This is a genomic window from Streptomyces sp. NPDC024687, assembly GCF_055559055.1.
In genome coordinates this window covers 159,439-177,140 of sequence record NZ_JBVHLJ010000007.1, presented here as the reverse complement: position 1 = coordinate 177,140, position 17,702 = coordinate 159,439, and the positions used below count along the sequence as shown (strand labels likewise).

Here is a 17,702-nt window from a genome sequence, read left to right as displayed (position 1 = left end):
AGGTCGCGGCCCTTGCCGTGCCGGGGCGCGTTTCTCGCGCACCTGTCCCAATCCGTTGTCCACAGGCCCCCACGCGACAGGCCGTGGCCAGTAATCTCGGCGTTCATGGAGCAGAGGCATCTCGGCCGTACCGGCCTGCGTGTGTCCCGCATCGGGCTCGGCACCCTCACCTGGGGCAGGGACACCGACGAGCACGACGCGGCGGACCTCCTGAAAACATTCTGGGAGGCAGGCGGGACGCTGGTCGACACGGCGGACGTGTACGGCGACGGGGAGGCCGAGTACCTGCTCGGGCGCCTCATAGAAGGACTGGTCCCGCGCCGGGACCTGGTCATCTCCACGAAGGCGGGCAGCGTGCCCGACCCGGACGTCCGTGTCGACGGCTCGCGCGGGCATCTGCTCTCCGCGCTGGACGACTCACTGGCCCGGCTCGGCACGGACTACGTCGACGTGTGGCACATCCACGCCTACGATCCCCACACCCCTCTGGAGGAGACGCTCCAGGCCCTCGACCTGGCCGTCAGCAGCGGCCGCGCCCGCTACGCCGGGGTCTCCAACTTCTGCGGCTGGCAGCTCGCCAAGGCGGGTACCTGGCAGCTGGCTGCGCCCGGCCTGCGGACCCGGCTGGCCGCCACTCAGCTGGAGTACTCGCTGCTGCAGCGCGGGCTCGAGCGGGAGGTGCTGCCGGCCGCGCTCGACCTGGGCATCGGGCTGCTGCCCTCCTCGCCGCTGGGGCGGGGCGTCCTGACGGGCAAATACCGCAACTCCACCCCGGCCGACTCGCGGGGTGCCTCGGAGCACCTGGCACCCTTCGTCGCGCCGTACCTCGACGACACCGCGAGCCACATCGTGGACGCGGTGACCACGGCGGCCGACGGGCTCGCGGTGACGCCGCTCCAGGTGGCCCTCGCGTGGGTCCGGGACCGGCCCGGGGTGACCGCGCCGATCGTCGGCGCGCGCAACTCGCAGCAGCTCACGGCGGCATTGTCAGTGGAGGCCCTTAGTCTTCCTGACGAGATCTGCCGGGCGCTCGACGATGTGTCGGCGCCTGTGCACCGCTATCCCGATCACGACTGGAGCACGCTGTGAGCACGGAGCCGGAGCCCACGGAGAAGACCGAACCGGGGACGCGGGGCGCCGCACCGGAGCCGGAGGGCACGGGGGGAGCACCGGGCTCGGAGACCGACGGCGCCGGGGGCGGCGAAGCGACAGGCCAGGGGGCTGCCGGGGCAGACCGAAGCGGCGGCGACGACGAGGTCTTCGCGGGGGCTTCTGCGAGCGGTGGTGAGACAGGGCCGGGCGAGGGGGAAGCCGGCGCTGGTGACCCGGGGGCGGCCGAGGGCGAGAGCGGTGACGCGGACGGCGCGGCCAAGGACCGGCTGTCCGAGGCCGAGGCCGAGTTGGCGGCGCAGCGGATCGAGCAGGAGCGGATCGCCCGGCGGAAGGCCGAGAAGCAGGGGCCCGTCGAGGCCGGGGCCAAGCTCAGCGGCAAGGCGGCCGATCTCCTCGCGGCCGTACGGGCGGTGGAGAGCGGGGCGAAGCCCGTGGCCGGCGTCTTCAGTGAGCCCGAGCCACCGCGTCGGCCCGCCCAGGAGCCGGTGCGGCCCCGGCCGGTGTCGGCCGGGGCGACCGGTTCCGGCGGCGCGGCCGGTGTCGCCGGTCCCGTCGGCCCGTCCGCGCCGGAGACCGTGGAGGCCGTACGGCGGGTGCTGGCCGAGGGCGGGGCGCCGGAGGCCCTCGCGGCACCGGCAGCCGCGGTCCTCGGGGACGGGGCCGACGACGAACTGCGGGCGGATCCCTGGCAGTTGCTGCGGGTCACGGGCGTACGGCCCGAGCAGGCCGACGGGTTCGCCCGGGCGCTGCTCGGCGCGGAGTGCGCGCCCGACGACGAGCGGCGGGGGCGGGCGGTCACCGTCTGGCTCCTGGAGCAGGCGGCGCTCGCCGGGCACACCGCGCTGGAGATGCCGACGCTGACCGCCGCGCTGGCCCAGCGGGGCGTGCCGGACGCCGACGCGGCCGTACAGAGCACGATCGCGGAGGCCGAGGCCCTGGTCTTCCAGGACGCCCTCGACCCGGGGGCCCCGGAGCCCGCGGAGGACGACGAGGAGGGGGTGGAGCGGCCGGTCCGGATCCTGATCGGGCTCGAGCGGTACGCCCTCGCGGAGGAGAGCCTCGCCGACGGACTGGCCCGGCTGATCAACTCCGTGCCCAAGGAGGGCGGTTCGGCCGAGGACTGGGAGCGTGCCGCAGCGTCGGCCGAGGGTTCGGCCGCCGAGCTGATCCGCGCGGTCGCGGCGGGCGGCCTGGTCCTGCACACCGGCGGCGAGGCGTCCCTGACGGAACCGGCGGCGCTGCTGGCGGCGGCGCGGGGTCTGGGGCTGCGGGCGTGGGCGGCCACCCACAGCCCCGTGGGCCGCGACCGTTTCGGCGCCCTGCTCGGAGCCGGGCGTCCGGCCGACTCGGTGTCGCCGGAGCCCGTCACCACCGTCGCCGGGCTGCTTTCCGGGGCGGAGGGGCCGGGCCGGGACGGCGACGGGGCGTTCGATCTCGACCTGCTCGTCGTGCTCGACGCGCCTCAGCTGGACGTCGAGACGGCCGCGCTGCTCGTGGAGTCCCTGCCGGACGGGGCGCGGCTGGTGCTGGGCGGGGATCCGGCGGTGCTGTGGTCGGTGGGGCCGGGACGGGTGTTCGCGGATCTGCTCGCGGCGCGGATCTGCCCGCAGGTCGCCTCGCGGAGGCCGGACCCCGGCCCGCTGGGCGAGCTGGTCTCCGGGATCGGCATCGGTGAGCTGAACCAGGTCGAGGCCCCCGGCAAGGAGGTCGTGATCGTGCCGGTGCGGGACGCGGGCGAGGCCGTGCACCGGACCGTGCAGCTGGTCGCGGACTCGGTACCGCGGGCGATCGGGGTCCCCGCCGAGGAGACCCAGGTGATCACCCCGGGCCACGGCGGCGCGGCGGGCACCCGCGTCCTGAACGCGGCCCTGAAGGAGCGTCTCAACCCCGGTCCCGGCCGCTTCGGCGGATTCGACCCCGGTGACCGTGTCGCCTACTCCCCCGTACCGGGTCGTACGCTCCCGGGCCAGGTGGTGGGGGCCGACGCGGACGGCCTGCACCTGACCTGCTCCGGCGAGCCCGTCGTCGTACCGAAGGAGCGGGTGGAGCAGTCCGTGCGGCACGGCTGGGCGCTGACCGCGCACCAGGCGGTGGGCGGCCGCTGGCCCGCGGCGGTCGTGGTGCTGCCCGGGGACGCGGCCCAGGCCCTGAGCCGGCCCTGGGTCTACACGGCGTTCGGCAGGGCGGACCGCCATCTGTCCGTGGTCCACGGCGTGGACCAGGCCCTTGCGAGGGCGGTCGCCGAGATCCCGGCCAAGCCCCGGACGACTCGGCTGCCCACCCTCCTCGGGACACAGTCGCCGACGGCCGGCTGACCCGCCCCGGAACGGAAAAGGGCGCGGCCCCGGAGATCGTTCCTCCGGGGCCGCGCCCTCATGTGCCTCAGCGGCGATCCACGTCCAACGGTTCCAGATCCTCGTCCTCGAGATCGGGGTCCTCGAGGTCGGGCTCGTCCGCGTCGTCGTCCAGGTCGTCGTCGAACACCGCGCTGACATCGAACCGGCACACCACCCGCTCGACGTCGACCTGCTCGAACGGCGCCTCCAGCCACTCCCCCGGCTCGGCCGGTTCGTCCGCCGCGGTCACCCACAGCGTGGAGTCGCCCTCCTCGAGGCCGAACTCCTTGTGCCGGGTGGCGATCTCGTCGGGCTCGAACTCGCCGAACAGCACTTCCAGCGCGCCGTGCACCGTGCCGGAGGCCTCCGTGCCGAGACCCTCGTCGGCCGCCTCGACCCGCTGGGCCTGCGCCAGCAACCGCTGCGGCTCCACCACGGCGTAGTCACGCCGGATCAGCACACTCAGCGCGTTCGGCTCCTCGGGGCCCGTGTACGGCGGGGCGTCCTCCGCGCCCGGGATCTCGAACGGGGTGACCTCGTCGTAACGGTCGTAGAGCAGCTCGTCGTACACCTCGGCGGCCGCGGCCAGTTCGTTGAAGGCCTCGTAGACAGCCGGGTCGTCCTCGCCCGACCTTCGTTCGACCGCGGCCAGGTGGCGGTCGAGCGCGGTCTTGACCGCCTCGGCGGCGGCACGTACCTCGGCAGCGGTGGGCTGCACAGCATCAGACATAGTGCAGACGCTATCCGTAGCGGGCCCCGGCCCGCACAATAGATGCGATGCCGGAATACGAATTTGTCGACGTGTACGTACCGCGGGGGGTCTCCCGCAAGGACGCCACACGTCTGCTGACGGACCATGCAGAGTACGGACACTGGGAGTTGGACCGACTGAGTCTCATGCGCGACGGCAGCCGCAGGGTGCGGTTGCGCCGGCGGATCATCCGCCAGGTGCGTGCCACGTGGTGAGACGGGACGAACGGAGCGGGCCCCGCCGCGGCGGGGCCCGCTCCGTTTCACGCGGTACGTCCTAGACCGAGGCCCGTGCCTTGCGGTAGAGGACCGCGCCCGCCAGGAGTGCCCCGGCGCCGACCGGCAGGACCAGCCCGATCGGAAGGTCGCTGCCGGTCCGGGCGAGCTGCGCGCTGCCCAGGGGCTGAGCGATCGCCTGAGTTCCGGGGTGGTTGCCGCCGCCCGGTGTCCCGGCGAGCGGCCCGGACGGGGTGGCCGGGGATCCGGGGTGTCCGGGCTCCGTCGGATTGCCGGGGTGGCCCGGGTGGCCGGGGTGGCCGGGCTGTCCCGGGGTGCCGGGCTCTTCCGGTGATCCGGGCGGGGTGTGCTGCCCGCCGCCGTAGCCGCTGCCGCAGTCGTTGCCCATGGCGGGGTTTCCGATGCCGATGACGTCGACGCTGTTGCCGCAGACGTTCACGGGAACGTCGATCGGCGCCTCGACGTGGTTGCCCGAACCCACGCCGGGCGAGCCACCGGTGTGACCGCCCGCGTGGGAGCCCCCAGCGCCCCCGGAGCCACCCGGGCCCCCGGAACCGCCGTGTCCGCCGGGACCGTGTCCGCCGGGACCGTGCCCCCGGTGACCTGCGCCGCCGTGTCCTGCGGAGCCGCCGTACCCGCCGGGCGCCCCGTTGCCACCGCCCTTGTTGGCGCACCTGTTGCCCATCGCCGGGTTGAGCAGCCCGACCACGTTCACGGTGTTGCCGCAGGCGTTCACCGGTGCGTGCACCGGAGCCGACACCGTGTTGCCGGAGAGTACGCCGGGGGAGTTCGCGCTCGATCCGCTCGCGCCCGCGTCCGCGTGGGCGGCGCCTCCCGCGGCGGCGATCACGCCGGTCGCCGCCGCCACTGTCATCAAGCCCTTGCGGGTGACTTGTCGCATGTACCGATTCCCTGCTTTCGACCTTGTCCCGAAATACCGCTGCCTCGCGGCTCTCTTTCCTTTTCGAAAAGACCGGTCGGCCCCGGAGCGCATGGCTTGCACTCCGGGGCCGACAAGCTCATCCCTGTTAACTAAGGGCGAGGCACAACGTCACTTGTTGATGCACGTGTTGCCGAAAGCGGGGTTCAGCAGACCGATCACGGAGACCGTGTTGCCGCAGACGTTCACCGGGACGTGAACGGGAACCTGCACGACGTTGCCGGACAGCACACCCGGGGAACCCACAGCGGCACCCTGCGCACCCGCATCGGCGACAGCAAGGCCCGCACCCGCGAGAACCAGACCACCAGTGGCAGCAGCAGCGGCGACGATCTTCTTGATCATTATTCCTCCTTGTTGGCAATGCGGTCCCAATCAGCGGATCGCATCACCTGTAACGAGGAGGGAGTAATGGGGATACGAGCTTATGAGCGCATTCACCCTTCCCGGCCGATCTCGCACGTGCGGCCGAATCATCACGTCAACACGCGTCAGCTCGCGTCGATGAACCGGTCCAGAACCCGCACACCGAACTTCAGCCCGTCCACGGGCACCCGCTCGTCGACACCGTGGAACATCCCGGCGAAGTCCAGCTCCGGGGGCAGCTTGAGCGGCGCGAAGCCGAAGCCGCGGATGCCGAGCGCGTCGAAGGACTTGGCGTCGGTGCCGCCGGAGAGCATGTACGGGATCGCCTTGGCGGCCGGGTCCTCGGCGACCAGCGCGGACTGCATGGCGTCCACGAGCGCACCGTCGAAGGTGGTCTCGACGGCCTTGTCGGAGTGCACGTCCTCGCGCCTGACCTTGGGACCGAGGATCTTGTCGAGGTCGGCGAGGAACTCCTCCTCGAAGCCGGGCAGGAAGCGCCCGTCGACGTGCGCGGTGGCCTGGCCGGGGATGACGTTGACCTTGTAGCCGGCGCCGAGCTGCGTGGGGTTGGCGGTGTTGCTCAGGGTCGCGCCGATGAGCTTGGCGATACCTCCGAGCCGGGCGAGCGTGCCCTCCATGTCCTCGGGGTCCAGCTCGGTGCCCAGCGCGTCGCCGAGTTCGTCGAGGAAGGCCCGGGTGGTCTTGGTGACCCGGACCGGGAACTTGTGCCGGCCGAGCCGGGCGACCGCCTCCGACAGTTCGGTGATGGCGTTGTCCCGGTGGATCATCGAGCCGTGCCCGGCGGTGCCGGCCACGGTCAGCTTCATCCAGTGGATGCCCTTCTCGGCCGTCTGGATCAGGTAGAGCCGGCGCTGCTCGTTCACCGTGAAGGAGAAGCCGCCCACCTCGCTGATCGCCTCGGTCACGCCCTCGAAGAGGTCGGGGTGGTGGTCGACGAGGTGCCGGGCGCCGAAGGTGCCGCCGGCCTCCTCGTCGGCGAGGAACGCCAGGACGATGTCCCGGGGCGGCCTGCGGCCGCTGCGCAGCCGGTCACGGACGACCGCCAGGGTCATCGCGTCCATGTCCTTCATGTCGACCGCGCCCCGGCCCCACACGCACCCGTCCGCGACCTCACCGGAGAACGGGTGGTGGGTCCAGTCCTGAGCATTGGCCGGTACGACGTCGAGGTGGCCGTGGATCAGCAGGGCGGGCCGGGACGGGTCCTCGCCCGCGATCCGGGCCACCGTGGAGGCGCGGCCCGGCTGCGACTCGTAGATCTGCGGGTCGAGCCCTACCTCGGCGAGCTTTCCCGCGACCCACTCGGCCGCCTTGCGCTCGCCGGGGCCGGAGTGGTCGCCGTAGTTGCTGGTGTCGAACCGGATCAGCTCGCGGCAGAGGTCCACGACCTCGTCCTCGCCGGTGACGCCCCTGGCCGTGTCGGTGTCGCTCACGCTGTTCCTCCCGCTGTCACTGCTGGTGGTTGCCCTCATCCTCTCCCCGTGACCTGCCCGGCCCCAAGAACGGACCCGGCCCGTCACACGCCGTTCACGGGCGTCCCGGGAGGGGACGGGGGGTGATCGGGCCTCCTCGAAAGCCTGGTAATGTTTCCTTCGTCGCCGCGAGGGGAACCCCGCGCGACAGACACCTTGTCCGGGTGGCGGAATGGCAGACGCGCTAGCTTGAGGTGCTAGTGCCCTTTATCGGGCGTGGGGGTTCAAGTCCCCCCTCGGACACCAGCCGAATCCCCCGGCCGCTCAGCGGCCGGGGGATTCGTCGTATACGACGGCCTGTGTGCTGTGTGTGGGGCATCTCTCGCTCGGCGTGAAGATCACCAGGTCACAGGCGCGCGGCCGAGCCGCCGCGCCCCTCGAACAGCCTTCCCCGGTGGAAGTTTCGAGGGTGCGAACCTAGCGTCGTACTAAAATTTCCGGCTTGTTACGAGCTGGAGCCGGACAACCCCAGGCAGACCTGCGGCCCGCCAGCGCCCCGGGGGCTCCGGGATCGAGACGCGAGGACCGATGGCAGCCACAGAAGAGAGCAGCGCTCTCGGCCTGCTCAACGAGGAGCTCGGCGCGGAGATCCGCGAACAGTTCGGCGACACCGCCCGTTTCTCCGGGGGTCCCGCCGCCTCCCCGCGCACGCTCGTCGACGTCTTCGACGCCTCCGTACGGTCCTGCCCCGACGAGCTCGCCCTGGACGACGGGACGACCCGGCTCACCTACCGTGCCCTGGCCGCCGAGGTGGAGCGGCTGCGGCGGCGGCTCGCCGGGGCCGGGGTGGGGCTCGGCGACCGGGTGGGCGTCCGGGTGCCCTCCGGTACCAATGACCTCTACGTCGCGATCCTCGCCGTACTCTCCGCCGGTGCCGCCTACGTCCCCGTCGACGCCGAGGACCCCGACGAGCGGGCCGAGCTGGTGTTCGGGGAGGCCAAGGTGCGGGCCGTGGTCGGCGCCGGGCACGAGCTGACCGTCAACGGGCGGAGCGAGGCCCCCGCCGCCCGGCCCGGCGTCGAGCACGACGCGTGGGTCATCTTCACCTCCGGCTCCACCGGCAGGCCCAAGGGCGTCGCCGTCTCCCACCGCAGTGCCGCCGCCTTCGTGGACGCCGAGGCCGCGCTGTTCCTCACCGACGACCCCATCGGCCCCGGTGACAGGGTCATGGCGGGACTGTCGGTCGCCTTCGACGCGTCCTGCGAGGAGATGTGGCTGGCGTGGCGGTACGGGGCCTGCCTGGTGCCGGTGCCGCGTTCCCAGGTCCGCAGTGGGGCCGATCTCGGGCCCTGGCTGGTCGAGCAGGAGATCACCGTGGTCTCCACGGTGCCCACGCTCGCCTCGCTGTGGGAGCCCGAGACCCTCGACGAGGTACGGCTGCTGATCTTCGGCGGGGAGGCCTGTCCGCCCGAGCTGGTGCAGCGGCTGGTGACGGAGGGGCGCGAGGTGTGGAACACCTACGGGCCCACCGAGGCGACCGTCGTGGCCTGTGCGTCGCTGATGAGCGGCGCGGAGCCGATCCGGATCGGGCTGCCGCTGGACGGCTGGGAGCTGGCCGTCGTCGACGAGGCCGGGGAGCCCGTGCCGATGGGCGCGAGCGGGCAGCTGGTGATCGGCGGGGTCGGTCTCGCCCGGTACCTGGACGCGGAGAAGGACGCGGAGAAGTACGCGCCGCTGAAGTCGCTGGGGTGGGAGCGGGCGTACCGCAGCGGTGACCTGGTGAAGGCGGAGCCCGAGGGGCTGGTCTTCCTCGGGCGGGCCGACGAGCAGATCAAGCTCGGCGGCCGGCGGATCGAGCTCGGTGAGGTCGACACGGCCCTCCAGGCGCTGCCGGGGGTCGCCGGAGCGGCCGCCGCCGTGCGCACCGCCCGCAGCGGCAACCAGCTCCTGGTCGGGTACGTGGTCACCCAGGACGGCTGGGACCACGCGGCGGCCGTGGAGAAGCTGCGGGCCGAACTGCCCGCCGCGCTCGTGCCGTTGATCGCTCCCGTCGCCGACCTGCCGACCCGGACCTCCGGCAAGGTGGACCGCAACGCACTGCCGTGGCCGCTGGAGGGGCTCGAAACCGGGGGTCCCGCGGAGGAGTTGTACGGCACCGAGGCCTGGCTCGCCGAGCAGTGGACGGAAGTCCTCGGCATCCCGGTCTCCCGGGCCCGCGACGACTTCTTCGCGATCGGCGGCTCCAGCCTGGCCGCCGCCCAACTGACCACCCGGCTGCGCACCCGCTACCCGAGCGCGGCCGTGCTCGACATCTACCAGCGGCCCACCCTGCGGAAGCTGGCCCGGCACCTGGAGGAGTCCGCGCAGGACGACGGGGTCGCGCGGGTGATCGCGCCGGTGCCGCTCGGCGCCCAGGTGATCCAACTCCTGGTCCTGCTCCCCCTGTTCACGCTGCTGGGCCTGCGCTGGCTGGTCCCGCTGGCCGCCGTCGGGAACCTCCTGCCCTCCTACGGCTGGCTGCCGACCGCCTCCTGGTGGCTGATCGGCGCCGGTGGCCTCGCGCTCTTCAGCCCGCCCGGACGGCTCGTGATCGCCGCCGGCGGGGCCAGGCTGCTGCTGCGAGGCGTCCAGCCCGGCCGCTACCCGCGCGGTGGCAGTGTCCACCTGCGCCTGTGGACCGCCGAGCGGCTCGCCGAGTTCACCGGGGCGACCTCGCTGACCGGCTCGTGGCTGGAGCGGTACGCGCGGGCGCTGGGTGCCAAGGTCGGTCCTGACGTGGACCTGCACTCGCTGCCGCCGGTCACCGGCATGCTCAAGCTGGGCCGGGGCGCGGCCGTGGAGTCCGAGGTGGACCTGTCCGGCTGGTGGCTGGACGGCGACCGGCTGGAGATCGGTCAGGTCAAGGTGGGCGCGCACGCGGTCGTCGGCACGCGCAGCATCCTCTTCCCGGGTGCCCGGGTCGGCAAGCGGGCCGAGGTGGCGCCGGGGTCGGCGGTCACCGGGCAGATCCCGACCGGTCAGCGCTGGGCGGGCGCGCCCGCGGTCAAGCTCGGCAAGGCCAAGCGCAACTGGCCGAAGGAACGGCCGGCCCGGGGCACGTACTGGCGGGTGATGTACGGCCTCACCGGTCTCGCGCTGACCTTGCTCCCCGTGCTGGCGGGCGGGGCGGCCTTGCTGGTCGCGCGGCCCTTCCTCGCCGGCGACGCTCCTCTCCGGGGCGCCTTCCTCGCCCTCGTCCCGGCGACGCTCGCCTTCGGTGCGGCCTTCGCGCTGCTGCTCCTGATCTCCGTACGGCTGCTGAGCCTGGGGCTGCGCGAGGGGACGTATCCGACGCACAGCCGGATCGGGTGGCAGGCGTGGACCGTGACGCAGCTGATGGACCGCTCGCGCGAGACGCTGTTCCCGCTGTACGCCGGGCTGGTCACGCCGGTGTGGCTGCGGCTGCTCGGGATGCGGATCGGGCGGGGCGCCGAGGTGTCGACGGTGCTCGCGCTGCCCAGCCTGACGACGGTCGGCGAGGGCGCGTTCCTGGCCGACGACACGCTGACCGCGCCGTACGAGCTGGGGGGCGGCTGGGTCAGGATCGGGCGGGCGGAGATCGGGCGGCGGGCGTTCCTCGGGAACTCGGGGATGACCGCGCCGGGACGGAGCGTGCCGGACGGCGGGCTCGTCGGGGTGCTGTCGGCGACGCCGAAGAAGGCGAAGAAGGACACCTCGTATCTGGGGCTGCCGCCGGTGAAGCTGCCGCGCAGCGCGGCCGGCAGCGACCAGAGCCGGACGTACGAGCCGTCGGCGGGGCTGCTGTGGGCGCGCGGTCTGGTGGAGCTGTGCCGGATCGTGCCCGTGTTCTGCTCGGCCGGGCTGGCCGTGCTGACGGTGGCCGCGCTGTGCGTGCTGGGACCGTGGGCCTGGCTGCTGGCCGGGGTGGTGCTCGTCGCGGCCGGTGCGGTGGCGGGGCTGGTGTCGGTGGTCGCGAAGTGGCTGCTCGTGGGGCGGCACCGCAGCGGGGAGCACCCGCTGTGGAGCGGCTTCGTGTGGCGCAACGAGCTCGCGGACACCTTCGTCGAGGTGCTGGCGGTGCCGTGGCTCGCGGGTTCCGTGCCCGGTACGCCGGTGCTGACGGCGTGGCTGAGGGGGCTCGGCGCGCGGATCGGCAAGGGCGTCTGGGTGGAGAGCTACTGGCTGCCGGAGACCGATCTGGTGACGCTGGAGGACGCGGTGACCGTGAACCGCGGCTGTGTGCTGCAGACCCACCTCTTCCACGACCGGATCTTGCGGACGGATACTGTGGTCCTCCGTGAGGGTGCCACGCTGGGCCCTGGCGGGATCGTGCTGCCCGGCAGCACGATCGGGGCCCGCACCACGCTGGGCCCCGCGTCGCTCGTCATGGCCGCGGAGTCCGTCCCGGACGACACCCGCTGGCTCGGCAACCCGATCGAGGCATGGCGGCCCTGAACGCGGGCCACTCGGAGTCGGTGAGCGGTGTACCGGCGGATCCGAGCGGCAACGCAGCGCAGGGAGCAGAAGCGGCAGTGGCAGTTCAGCAGGCGGCGGGTCCGGACCCGTACTTCCCGGACCACGGTGACGCCCGGTACCGGGTGCACCGCTACGAGCTCGCGCTGGACTACCGCCCCGCCCCGAACCGGCTGGCCGGGAGCGCCCGGATCAACGCCATAGCGGGGCGCTCGCCGCTCCCGGAGTTCATGCTCAACCTCTCCGACTTCAAGATCGGGCGGGTGCGGGTGGACGGCCGTCCCGCGCACTACACGCACCGGGGCGGGAAGCTGCGGGTGCGGCCCGCGAAGCCGGTGCGGTCCGGGGCCGCGTTCACGGTCGAGGTGCACTGGTCGGGCAACCCCAAGCCGGTCGGCAGCCCTTGGGGCGGGCTCGGCTGGGAGGAGCTGGAGGACGGGGCGTTGGTGGCGAGCCAGCCGATCGGGGCGCCGTCCTGGTACCCGTGCAACGACCGGCCTGCGGACAAGGCGTCGTACCAGATCTCGATCACCACGCCCTCCGCCTACGCGGTCGTGGCGGGCGGCCGGCTGCTGACCCGTACCGCGAAGGCGTCCACGACGACCTGGGTGTACGAGCAGGCCGCGCCCACCTCCAGCTATCTCGTCGGGCTGTCGATCGGCAAGTACCAGACGGTGCTGCTCGGCGACCCGGGTCCGGGCGGGGTGCCGCAGCACGGGCACATCCCGGCGCACCTGCTGCCGGAGTTCTCGCGGGACTTCGCGCGCCAGCCGCAGATGATGGAGCTGTTCCAGGAGCTGTTCGGGCCGTATCCGTTCGACGAGTACGCGGTCGTCGTCACGGAGGAGGAGCTCGATGTGCCCGTGGAGGCACAGGGGTTGTCGCTGTTCGGCGCCAACCACGTGGACGGCGCCCGGGGTTGGGAGCGGCTGGTCGCGCACGAGCTGGCGCACCAGTGGTTCGGCAACAGCGTGTCCATCGCGGACTGGCGGCACATCTGGCTCAACGAGGGGTTCGCCAAGTACGCCGAGTGGCTGTGGTCGGAGCGCTCGGGGGGCCGTACGGCACAGCAACTGGCCGCCGCGGCGCATCGGTTGCTGTCCTCGCTCCCCCAGGACCTGCGGCTGGCCGACCCGGGCCGCAAGTCGATGTTCGACGACCGGCTCTACGAGCGGGGCGGGCTCACCGTGCACGCGGTGCGCTGTGCGATGGGCGACGAGGCGTTCTTCCGGATGCTGCGCGGCTGGGCGGGGCTGCACCGGGGCGGGGCCGTGACCACCTCGACGTTCACCGCCCATGTGAACCGGTTCACGGAGGAGCCGCTGAACGGGCTGTTCGACGCGTGGGTGTACGGGACGGCGCTGCCGCCATTGCCGACGGTGATACCGGCACGGCCGGCGCACCCCCCGACCAACACCGGCACGGTGCAGCCGTGACCCGGCGCGCCTCCCGGCAACGGCCGCACTGCCCTTGCGGCCTCGAGGAGACGTACGACGACTGCTGTGGCCGCTTCCACCGGGGTGAGTCGGCGGCGCCCACCGCCGAAGCGCTCATGCGGTCGCGCTACAGCGCCTTCGTGAAGCGGGAGCGGGACTACCTGCTGCGCACCTGGCACCCACGGACCCGGCCCGCTCCACTGGACCTCGACGCGGGCATGCGCTGGACCGGCCTGGAGATCCTCGGCACGCAGGACGGTTCGGCGTTCCACAGCACGGGCACCGTGACGTTCCGCGCCTCGTTCAGAGGTGGTTCGCTGCACGAGCGCAGCCGTTTCGAGCGTGTCGACGGAGCCTGGGTGTACGTCGACGGGGAGTTCCTCGACTGACCTACGGCGCGAGAATGTCCAGCTCCTGGAGCGCGCCCTCCGCGATCTCGCGGGTCAGTGCCTCCGCGTGGCCCGCGTCGCCCGCCCGGATCGCCTCGGCGAGCCGGACATGGAGGGTGACGGCGGCGGGGTCGGGGTCCTCGAACATGACCTCGTGGCGGGTGCGGCCGGTGAGGACCTCGGCGACCACGTCACCGAGGCGGGCGAACATCTCGTTGCCGGAGGCGTTGAGGATCACCCGGTGGAAGGCGATGTCGTGGAAGAGGTAGCCCTCCAGCCGGTGGCCCTTGGAGTTGGCGACCATGCCGAGCGCGCACTCGGTGAGTTCGGCGCACTGCTCGGCGGTCGCGTGCTTCGCGGCGAGGGCCGCCGCCACCGGCTCGATCGCCGAGCGCAGCACGGTCAATGAGCGCAGTTGCTGCGGGCGGTCGGCGCCGGCCAGCCGCCAGCGGATGACCTGGGGGTCGTACACGTTCCACTCGGCCTTCGGGCGCACCGTCACGCCCACGCGGCGGCGGGACTCGACCAGGTGCATGGACTCCAGGACGCGGACCGCCTCGCGCATCACCGAGCGTGAGACGTCGAAACGCTGCGCGAGCTCGTCGGTGCGCAGAACGCTGCCCGGCGGGTACTCGCCCGCGGTGATCGCCGGTCCGAGGGCCTCCAGTACGCGTCCGTGCAGCCCCCGGCCCGATGTGCTCATGCACTCAGAGTACGGGGCACGTCACACCAAGAAAAAGTCAGACTTAATCGTCACAGGGTCTTGAATTAGTCCTACCTAATCGGTTTCAGTTGCTCGCATCAACGCATCAAAGGTGTCGACGAAGACAGCGGACAGTGAGGCAGTGATGAGTACCCCGAAGGTCGTCGTGGTCATGGGCGTCGCCGGCACCGGGAAGACCACGATCGGTCCCCTGCTCGCGGCCAGGCTCGGCGTCCCGTACGCCGAGGGCGACGACTTCCACCCGCCGGCCAACATCGCCAAGATGTCGGCCGGCACCCCCCTCACCGACGACGACCGGTGGCCGTGGCTGGATGCCATCGGCTCCTGGGCGCACGGCCGGGCGGGGCTCGGCGGGGTGGTCAGCTGCTCGGCGCTGAAGCGGTCGTACCGGGACCGGCTGCGGGCCGAGGCGCCCGGGGTCGTCTTCGTGCACCTGGCGGGCGACCGCTCGGTCATCGAGGGCCGGATGTCGCACCGGCAGGGGCACTTCATGCCCACCACACTGCTGGACTCGCAGTTCGCCACGCTCCAGCACCTCCAGGAGGACGAGGCCGGGGTCGTGGTGGACGTCTCCGGCAGCCCGGAGGAGATCACGGGGCGGGCCGCGAAGGCGCTCGCCGAACTCCCGTAACACCCCTTTTCATCCCCCCTTCCGAAGATCCCCCGTACCTGCAAGGGAACCCCGTGACCAGACTCAGCGTCGAGATGCTGGCAGCGGACGCACCGGAGCCGATCACCTCGGCCGGTCACGCTCAGCTGGGCATCGCCGTCCTGGTGGGCATCGCCGTCATCGTGCTGCTCATCACCAAGTTCAAGCTCCACGCGTTCCTGGCGCTGACCCTGGGCACGCTCGTGCTCGGCGCGGTCGCCGGGGCGCCGCTCGACAAGGCCATCACCAGCTTCACCACCGGGCTCGGCACCACGGTCGCCGGCGTCGGCGTACTGATCGCCCTCGGCGCGATCCTCGGCAAGATGCTCGCCGACTCGGGCGGGGCCGACCAGATCGTCGACACGATCCTCGCGAAGGCGGGCGGCCGTTCGATGCCCTGGGCGATGGTCCTGATCGCGTCCGTGATCGGTCTGCCGCTGTTCTTCGAGGTCGGCGTCGTGCTGCTGATCCCGGTCGTGCTGATGGTCGCCAAGCGCGGCAACTACTCCCTGATGCGCATCGGCATCCCGGCCCTCGCCGGCCTGTCCGTGATGCACGGTCTGGTCCCGCCGCACCCCGGCCCGCTGGTGGCGATCGACGCGGTGCAGGCCAACCTCGGTGTGACCCTCGCGCTCGGTGTGCTGATCGCCATCCCGACGGTGATCGTCGCCGGTCCGCTCTTCTCGAAGGTCGCGGCCCGCTGGGTGGACGTGCCGGCGCCCGACCGGATGGTCCCGCAGCGCGCCTCGGAGGACCTGGAGAAGCGCCCGGGCTTCGGTGCCACCCTCGCCACGATCCTCCTCCCGGTCGTGCTGATGCTGTCCAAGGCGCTGGTCGACGTCGTGATCGACGACCCCGACCACACCGCGCAGCGCGTCTTCGACGTCATCGGCTCTCCGCTGATCGCCCTGCTGGTCTCGGTGCTCGTGGGCATCTTCACGCTGCTTCGCCCCGCCGGGTTCGGCAAGGAGCGCCTCACCCCGCTCGTCGAGAAGGGCCTCGCGCCCATCGCCGGCATCCTGCTGATCGTCGGCGCGGGCGGCGGCTTCAAGCAGACCCTGATCGACTCCGGTGTGGGTCAGATGATCCTGGAGATATCCGAGGACTGGTCGATCCCGGCCCTGCTGCTGGCCTGGCTGATCGCGGTGGCGATCCGCCTGGCCACGGGCTCCGCGACGGTGGCCACGGTCTCCGCGGCCGGCCTGGTCGCGCCGCTCGCCGCGAACATGTCGACGACCCACACGGCCCTGCTCGTCCTCGCCATCGGCGCCGGCTCGCTCTTCTTCAGCCATGTCAACGACGCCGGGTTCTGGCTGGTCAAGGAGTACTTCGGCCTCAGCGTCGGCCAGACCATCAAGACCTGGTCGATCATGGAGACCATCATCTCGGTGGTCGCGGGCGGTCTGGTCCTGCTGCTCTCGCTGATCATCTAGGCGTACGGCGGCTGCGGCGCCCCCTGTCGGTCTACGGCCGCCACAGGGGGTGTTCGCGTTCCGCCCACTCCCGGCTCACCGACCCCGTCCGCAGCCCCCGCCGGGCCTCGGGGTCGCCGAGGGCCATGCCGATGTGGCCCGCGAGGACGACGCCGATGGTGAGGGCCAGCCAGTCGTGGACGAAGGTCGCGCCGGTGCGCCACTGGATCGGGGCGAGGTGGGTGAACCACATCAGCAGGCCGGTGCCGACCATGACCAGGCTCGCCCCCGCGATCCAGGCGGCGTAGACCTTCTGGCCCGCGTTGAACTTGCCCGCCGGACGGGATGCCCGGCGTTTGTCGCGGCGCAACGCGGCCCGCAGCCAGACCCGGTCGTGCGGGCCGAAGCGGTTCAGGAAGCCCAGGTCGGCGCGGAGGGCGCGGGAGACCAGGCCCAGAAGGACCGGGAGCGGCAACGCCAGGCCCGCCCATTCGTGCACCCGGACCACCAGCTCGCGGCGGCCGACGAGTTCGGCGAACTGGGGGATGTACAGGAAGGCCGCCGTCACCACGCACACGCCCATCAGCGCGGCGGTCGCGCGGTGGACCCACTTCTGGCTCCGGCCGAAGCGCCGGACGCGTGTCTGCGAGGGCGCGTCAACTCGTAGGGTCATCGTCCCGCCCGTTCGATCGGCCCACCCAGGCGTCCACGTCGTAGCCCCGGTCCTCCCAGTAACCCGGCTCCACGTCCTCGGTGACGGTGATGCCGGACAGCCACTTGGCCGACTTGTAGAAGTACATCGGCGCCACGTAGAGGCGGACCGGGCCGCCGTGGGTGTGGCCGATGTCCTTGTCCTGCATGCGCAGGGCGACCAGGACGTCCGGACGGCGGGCCTGGTCGAGGGTGAGGCTCTCGGAGTACGCCCCGTCGAAGCAGGTGAAGCGGACGGCGCCCGCCTTGGCGGTCACTCCGGCGGCGTCCAGCAGCGCGGAGAGCCGTACGCCTTCGAAGGGCGTGTCCGGGACCCGCCAGCCCGTCACGCACTGCACGTCCTTGACCAGCCGGGTCTGGGGCATGGCCCGCAGATCGGTCAGGGTGTACGTCCGCGGGCGCGAGACCAGGCCGTCGATCCTGAGCTGGTAGTTCTCGGCGTTCTTGTGCGGCACCGACGACGTCACCGAGTAGTAGCGGAAGCCGCCGCCGTTGGGGAGCAGGCCCGTCAGACCGGTGGGGTCCTTGTCGGCGGCGCTGCCCAGGAAGGCCTCCAGGCCGCGTTGCAGGGTGGGCGCGGCGACCACGCCGAGGGCGCCCAGGCCGAGGGTGCCGAGGAGGACACGGCGGCCGATCGGCGTACCGCGCTGCTCCTCGGGCTGTTCGGAGTTCACCTACTCATTCGAACACCCGCGAGGCCTGCGGGACCAGGACTCGCGGGTGCTCGTCAGACTTC

15 protein-coding genes and 1 tRNA gene are annotated in these 17,702 nt (G+C 72.3%); 9 read left to right on the top strand and 7 right to left on the bottom strand.

Annotated features, from left to right (window positions below; all coding sequences use genetic code 11):
* Window positions 1-105: 105 nt before the first annotated feature.
* Both ACZ39I_RS27300 and ACZ39I_RS27295 read left to right on the top strand, forming a co-directional pair.
* The gene (locus ACZ39I_RS27300; protein ID WP_352390942.1) at window positions 106-1,089 is read left to right on the top strand and encodes an aldo/keto reductase; all 984 of its coding nucleotides are present in this window, start codon (window positions 106-108) and stop codon (window positions 1,087-1,089) included.
* Complete coding sequence (locus tag ACZ39I_RS27295) at window positions 1,086-3,428, top strand: helix-hairpin-helix domain-containing protein (RefSeq protein WP_467247201.1); 2,343 nt, start codon at window positions 1,086-1,088, stop codon at window positions 3,426-3,428. The genes ACZ39I_RS27300 and ACZ39I_RS27295 overlap by 4 nt, the downstream gene beginning before the upstream one ends.
* A gap of 67 nt (window positions 3,429-3,495) precedes the next feature.
* On the opposite strand, the gene ACZ39I_RS27290 is transcribed toward ACZ39I_RS27295, so the two are convergent.
* Window positions 3,496-4,179, bottom strand: coding sequence for a hypothetical protein (locus tag ACZ39I_RS27290; RefSeq protein WP_467247200.1), 684 nt, complete (start codon window positions 4,177-4,179; stop codon window positions 3,496-3,498).
* Between the two features lie 47 nt (window positions 4,180-4,226).
* Here ACZ39I_RS27290 and ACZ39I_RS27285 point away from each other — a divergent pair, with 47 nt between their 5' ends.
* Window positions 4,227-4,415: a DUF5703 family protein gene (locus ACZ39I_RS27285; protein WP_007380901.1), complete on the top strand. Its 189-nt coding sequence runs from the start codon at window positions 4,227-4,229 to the stop codon at window positions 4,413-4,415.
* Window positions 4,416-4,476: 61 nt separating this feature from the next.
* Here the strand turns inward: ACZ39I_RS27285 and ACZ39I_RS27280 are convergent, their stop codons facing one another.
* From ACZ39I_RS27280 to ACZ39I_RS27270, 3 genes are all read right to left on the bottom strand, one after another.
* A complete protein-coding gene (locus ACZ39I_RS27280) occupies window positions 4,477-5,337 on the bottom strand; it encodes a chaplin (protein ID WP_467247198.1) in 861 nt (286 codons plus the stop codon).
* Window positions 5,338-5,487: 150 nt separating this feature from the next.
* On the bottom strand, window positions 5,488-5,721 hold the full coding sequence (gene chpH, locus ACZ39I_RS27275) for a chaplin ChpH (RefSeq protein WP_020117753.1): 234 nt from the start codon (window positions 5,719-5,721) through the stop codon (window positions 5,488-5,490).
* Window positions 5,722-5,867: 146 nt separating this feature from the next.
* Entirely contained in the window at window positions 5,868-7,193 is a 1,326-nt protein-coding gene (locus tag ACZ39I_RS27270; RefSeq protein ID WP_467247196.1) for a M20/M25/M40 family metallo-hydrolase, read from the bottom strand.
* 197 nt (window positions 7,194-7,390) lie between these two features.
* Between ACZ39I_RS27270 and ACZ39I_RS27265 the strand changes: the two genes are divergently transcribed.
* From ACZ39I_RS27265 to ACZ39I_RS27250, 4 genes are all read left to right on the top strand, one after another.
* Window positions 7,391-7,478 (top strand) — tRNA-Leu (locus tag ACZ39I_RS27265).
* 282 nt (window positions 7,479-7,760) lie between these two features.
* Window positions 7,761-11,627: a Pls/PosA family non-ribosomal peptide synthetase gene (locus ACZ39I_RS27260; RefSeq protein WP_467247194.1), complete on the top strand. Its 3,867-nt coding sequence runs from the start codon at window positions 7,761-7,763 to the stop codon at window positions 11,625-11,627.
* A 77-nt stretch (window positions 11,628-11,704) separates the two neighbouring features.
* Window positions 11,705-13,081, top strand: coding sequence for a M1 family metallopeptidase (locus tag ACZ39I_RS27255; protein ID WP_467247192.1), 1,377 nt, complete (start codon window positions 11,705-11,707; stop codon window positions 13,079-13,081).
* Entirely contained in the window at window positions 13,078-13,470 is a 393-nt protein-coding gene (locus ACZ39I_RS27250) for a YchJ family protein (protein WP_467247190.1), read from the top strand. Before ACZ39I_RS27255 ends, ACZ39I_RS27250 begins: the two co-directional genes overlap by 4 nt.
* A gap of 1 nt (window position 13,471) precedes the next feature.
* Here the strand turns inward: ACZ39I_RS27250 and ACZ39I_RS27245 are convergent, their stop codons facing one another.
* Window positions 13,472-14,173, bottom strand: coding sequence for a FadR/GntR family transcriptional regulator (locus tag ACZ39I_RS27245; protein WP_467247188.1), 702 nt, complete (start codon window positions 14,171-14,173; stop codon window positions 13,472-13,474).
* A 145-nt stretch (window positions 14,174-14,318) separates the two neighbouring features.
* Between ACZ39I_RS27245 and ACZ39I_RS27240 the strand changes: the two genes are divergently transcribed.
* Entirely contained in the window at window positions 14,319-14,825 is a 507-nt protein-coding gene (locus ACZ39I_RS27240; protein WP_467247186.1) for a gluconokinase, read from the top strand.
* 53 nt (window positions 14,826-14,878) lie between these two features.
* Window positions 14,879-16,276, top strand: a complete 1,398-nt coding sequence (locus ACZ39I_RS27235; protein WP_352390932.1) for a GntP family permease — start codon at window positions 14,879-14,881, stop codon at window positions 16,274-16,276.
* Between the two features lie 31 nt (window positions 16,277-16,307).
* On the opposite strand, the gene ACZ39I_RS27230 is transcribed toward ACZ39I_RS27235, so the two are convergent.
* Both ACZ39I_RS27230 and ACZ39I_RS27225 read right to left on the bottom strand, forming a co-directional pair.
* Complete coding sequence (locus tag ACZ39I_RS27230) at window positions 16,308-16,928, bottom strand: cytochrome b/b6 domain-containing protein (protein ID WP_467247184.1); 621 nt, start codon at window positions 16,926-16,928, stop codon at window positions 16,308-16,310.
* A complete protein-coding gene (locus ACZ39I_RS27225) occupies window positions 16,912-17,640 on the bottom strand; it encodes a molybdopterin-dependent oxidoreductase (protein WP_467247182.1) in 729 nt (242 codons plus the stop codon). The genes ACZ39I_RS27230 and ACZ39I_RS27225 overlap by 17 nt, the downstream gene beginning before the upstream one ends.
* Between the last annotated feature and the right edge of the window lie 62 nt (window positions 17,641-17,702).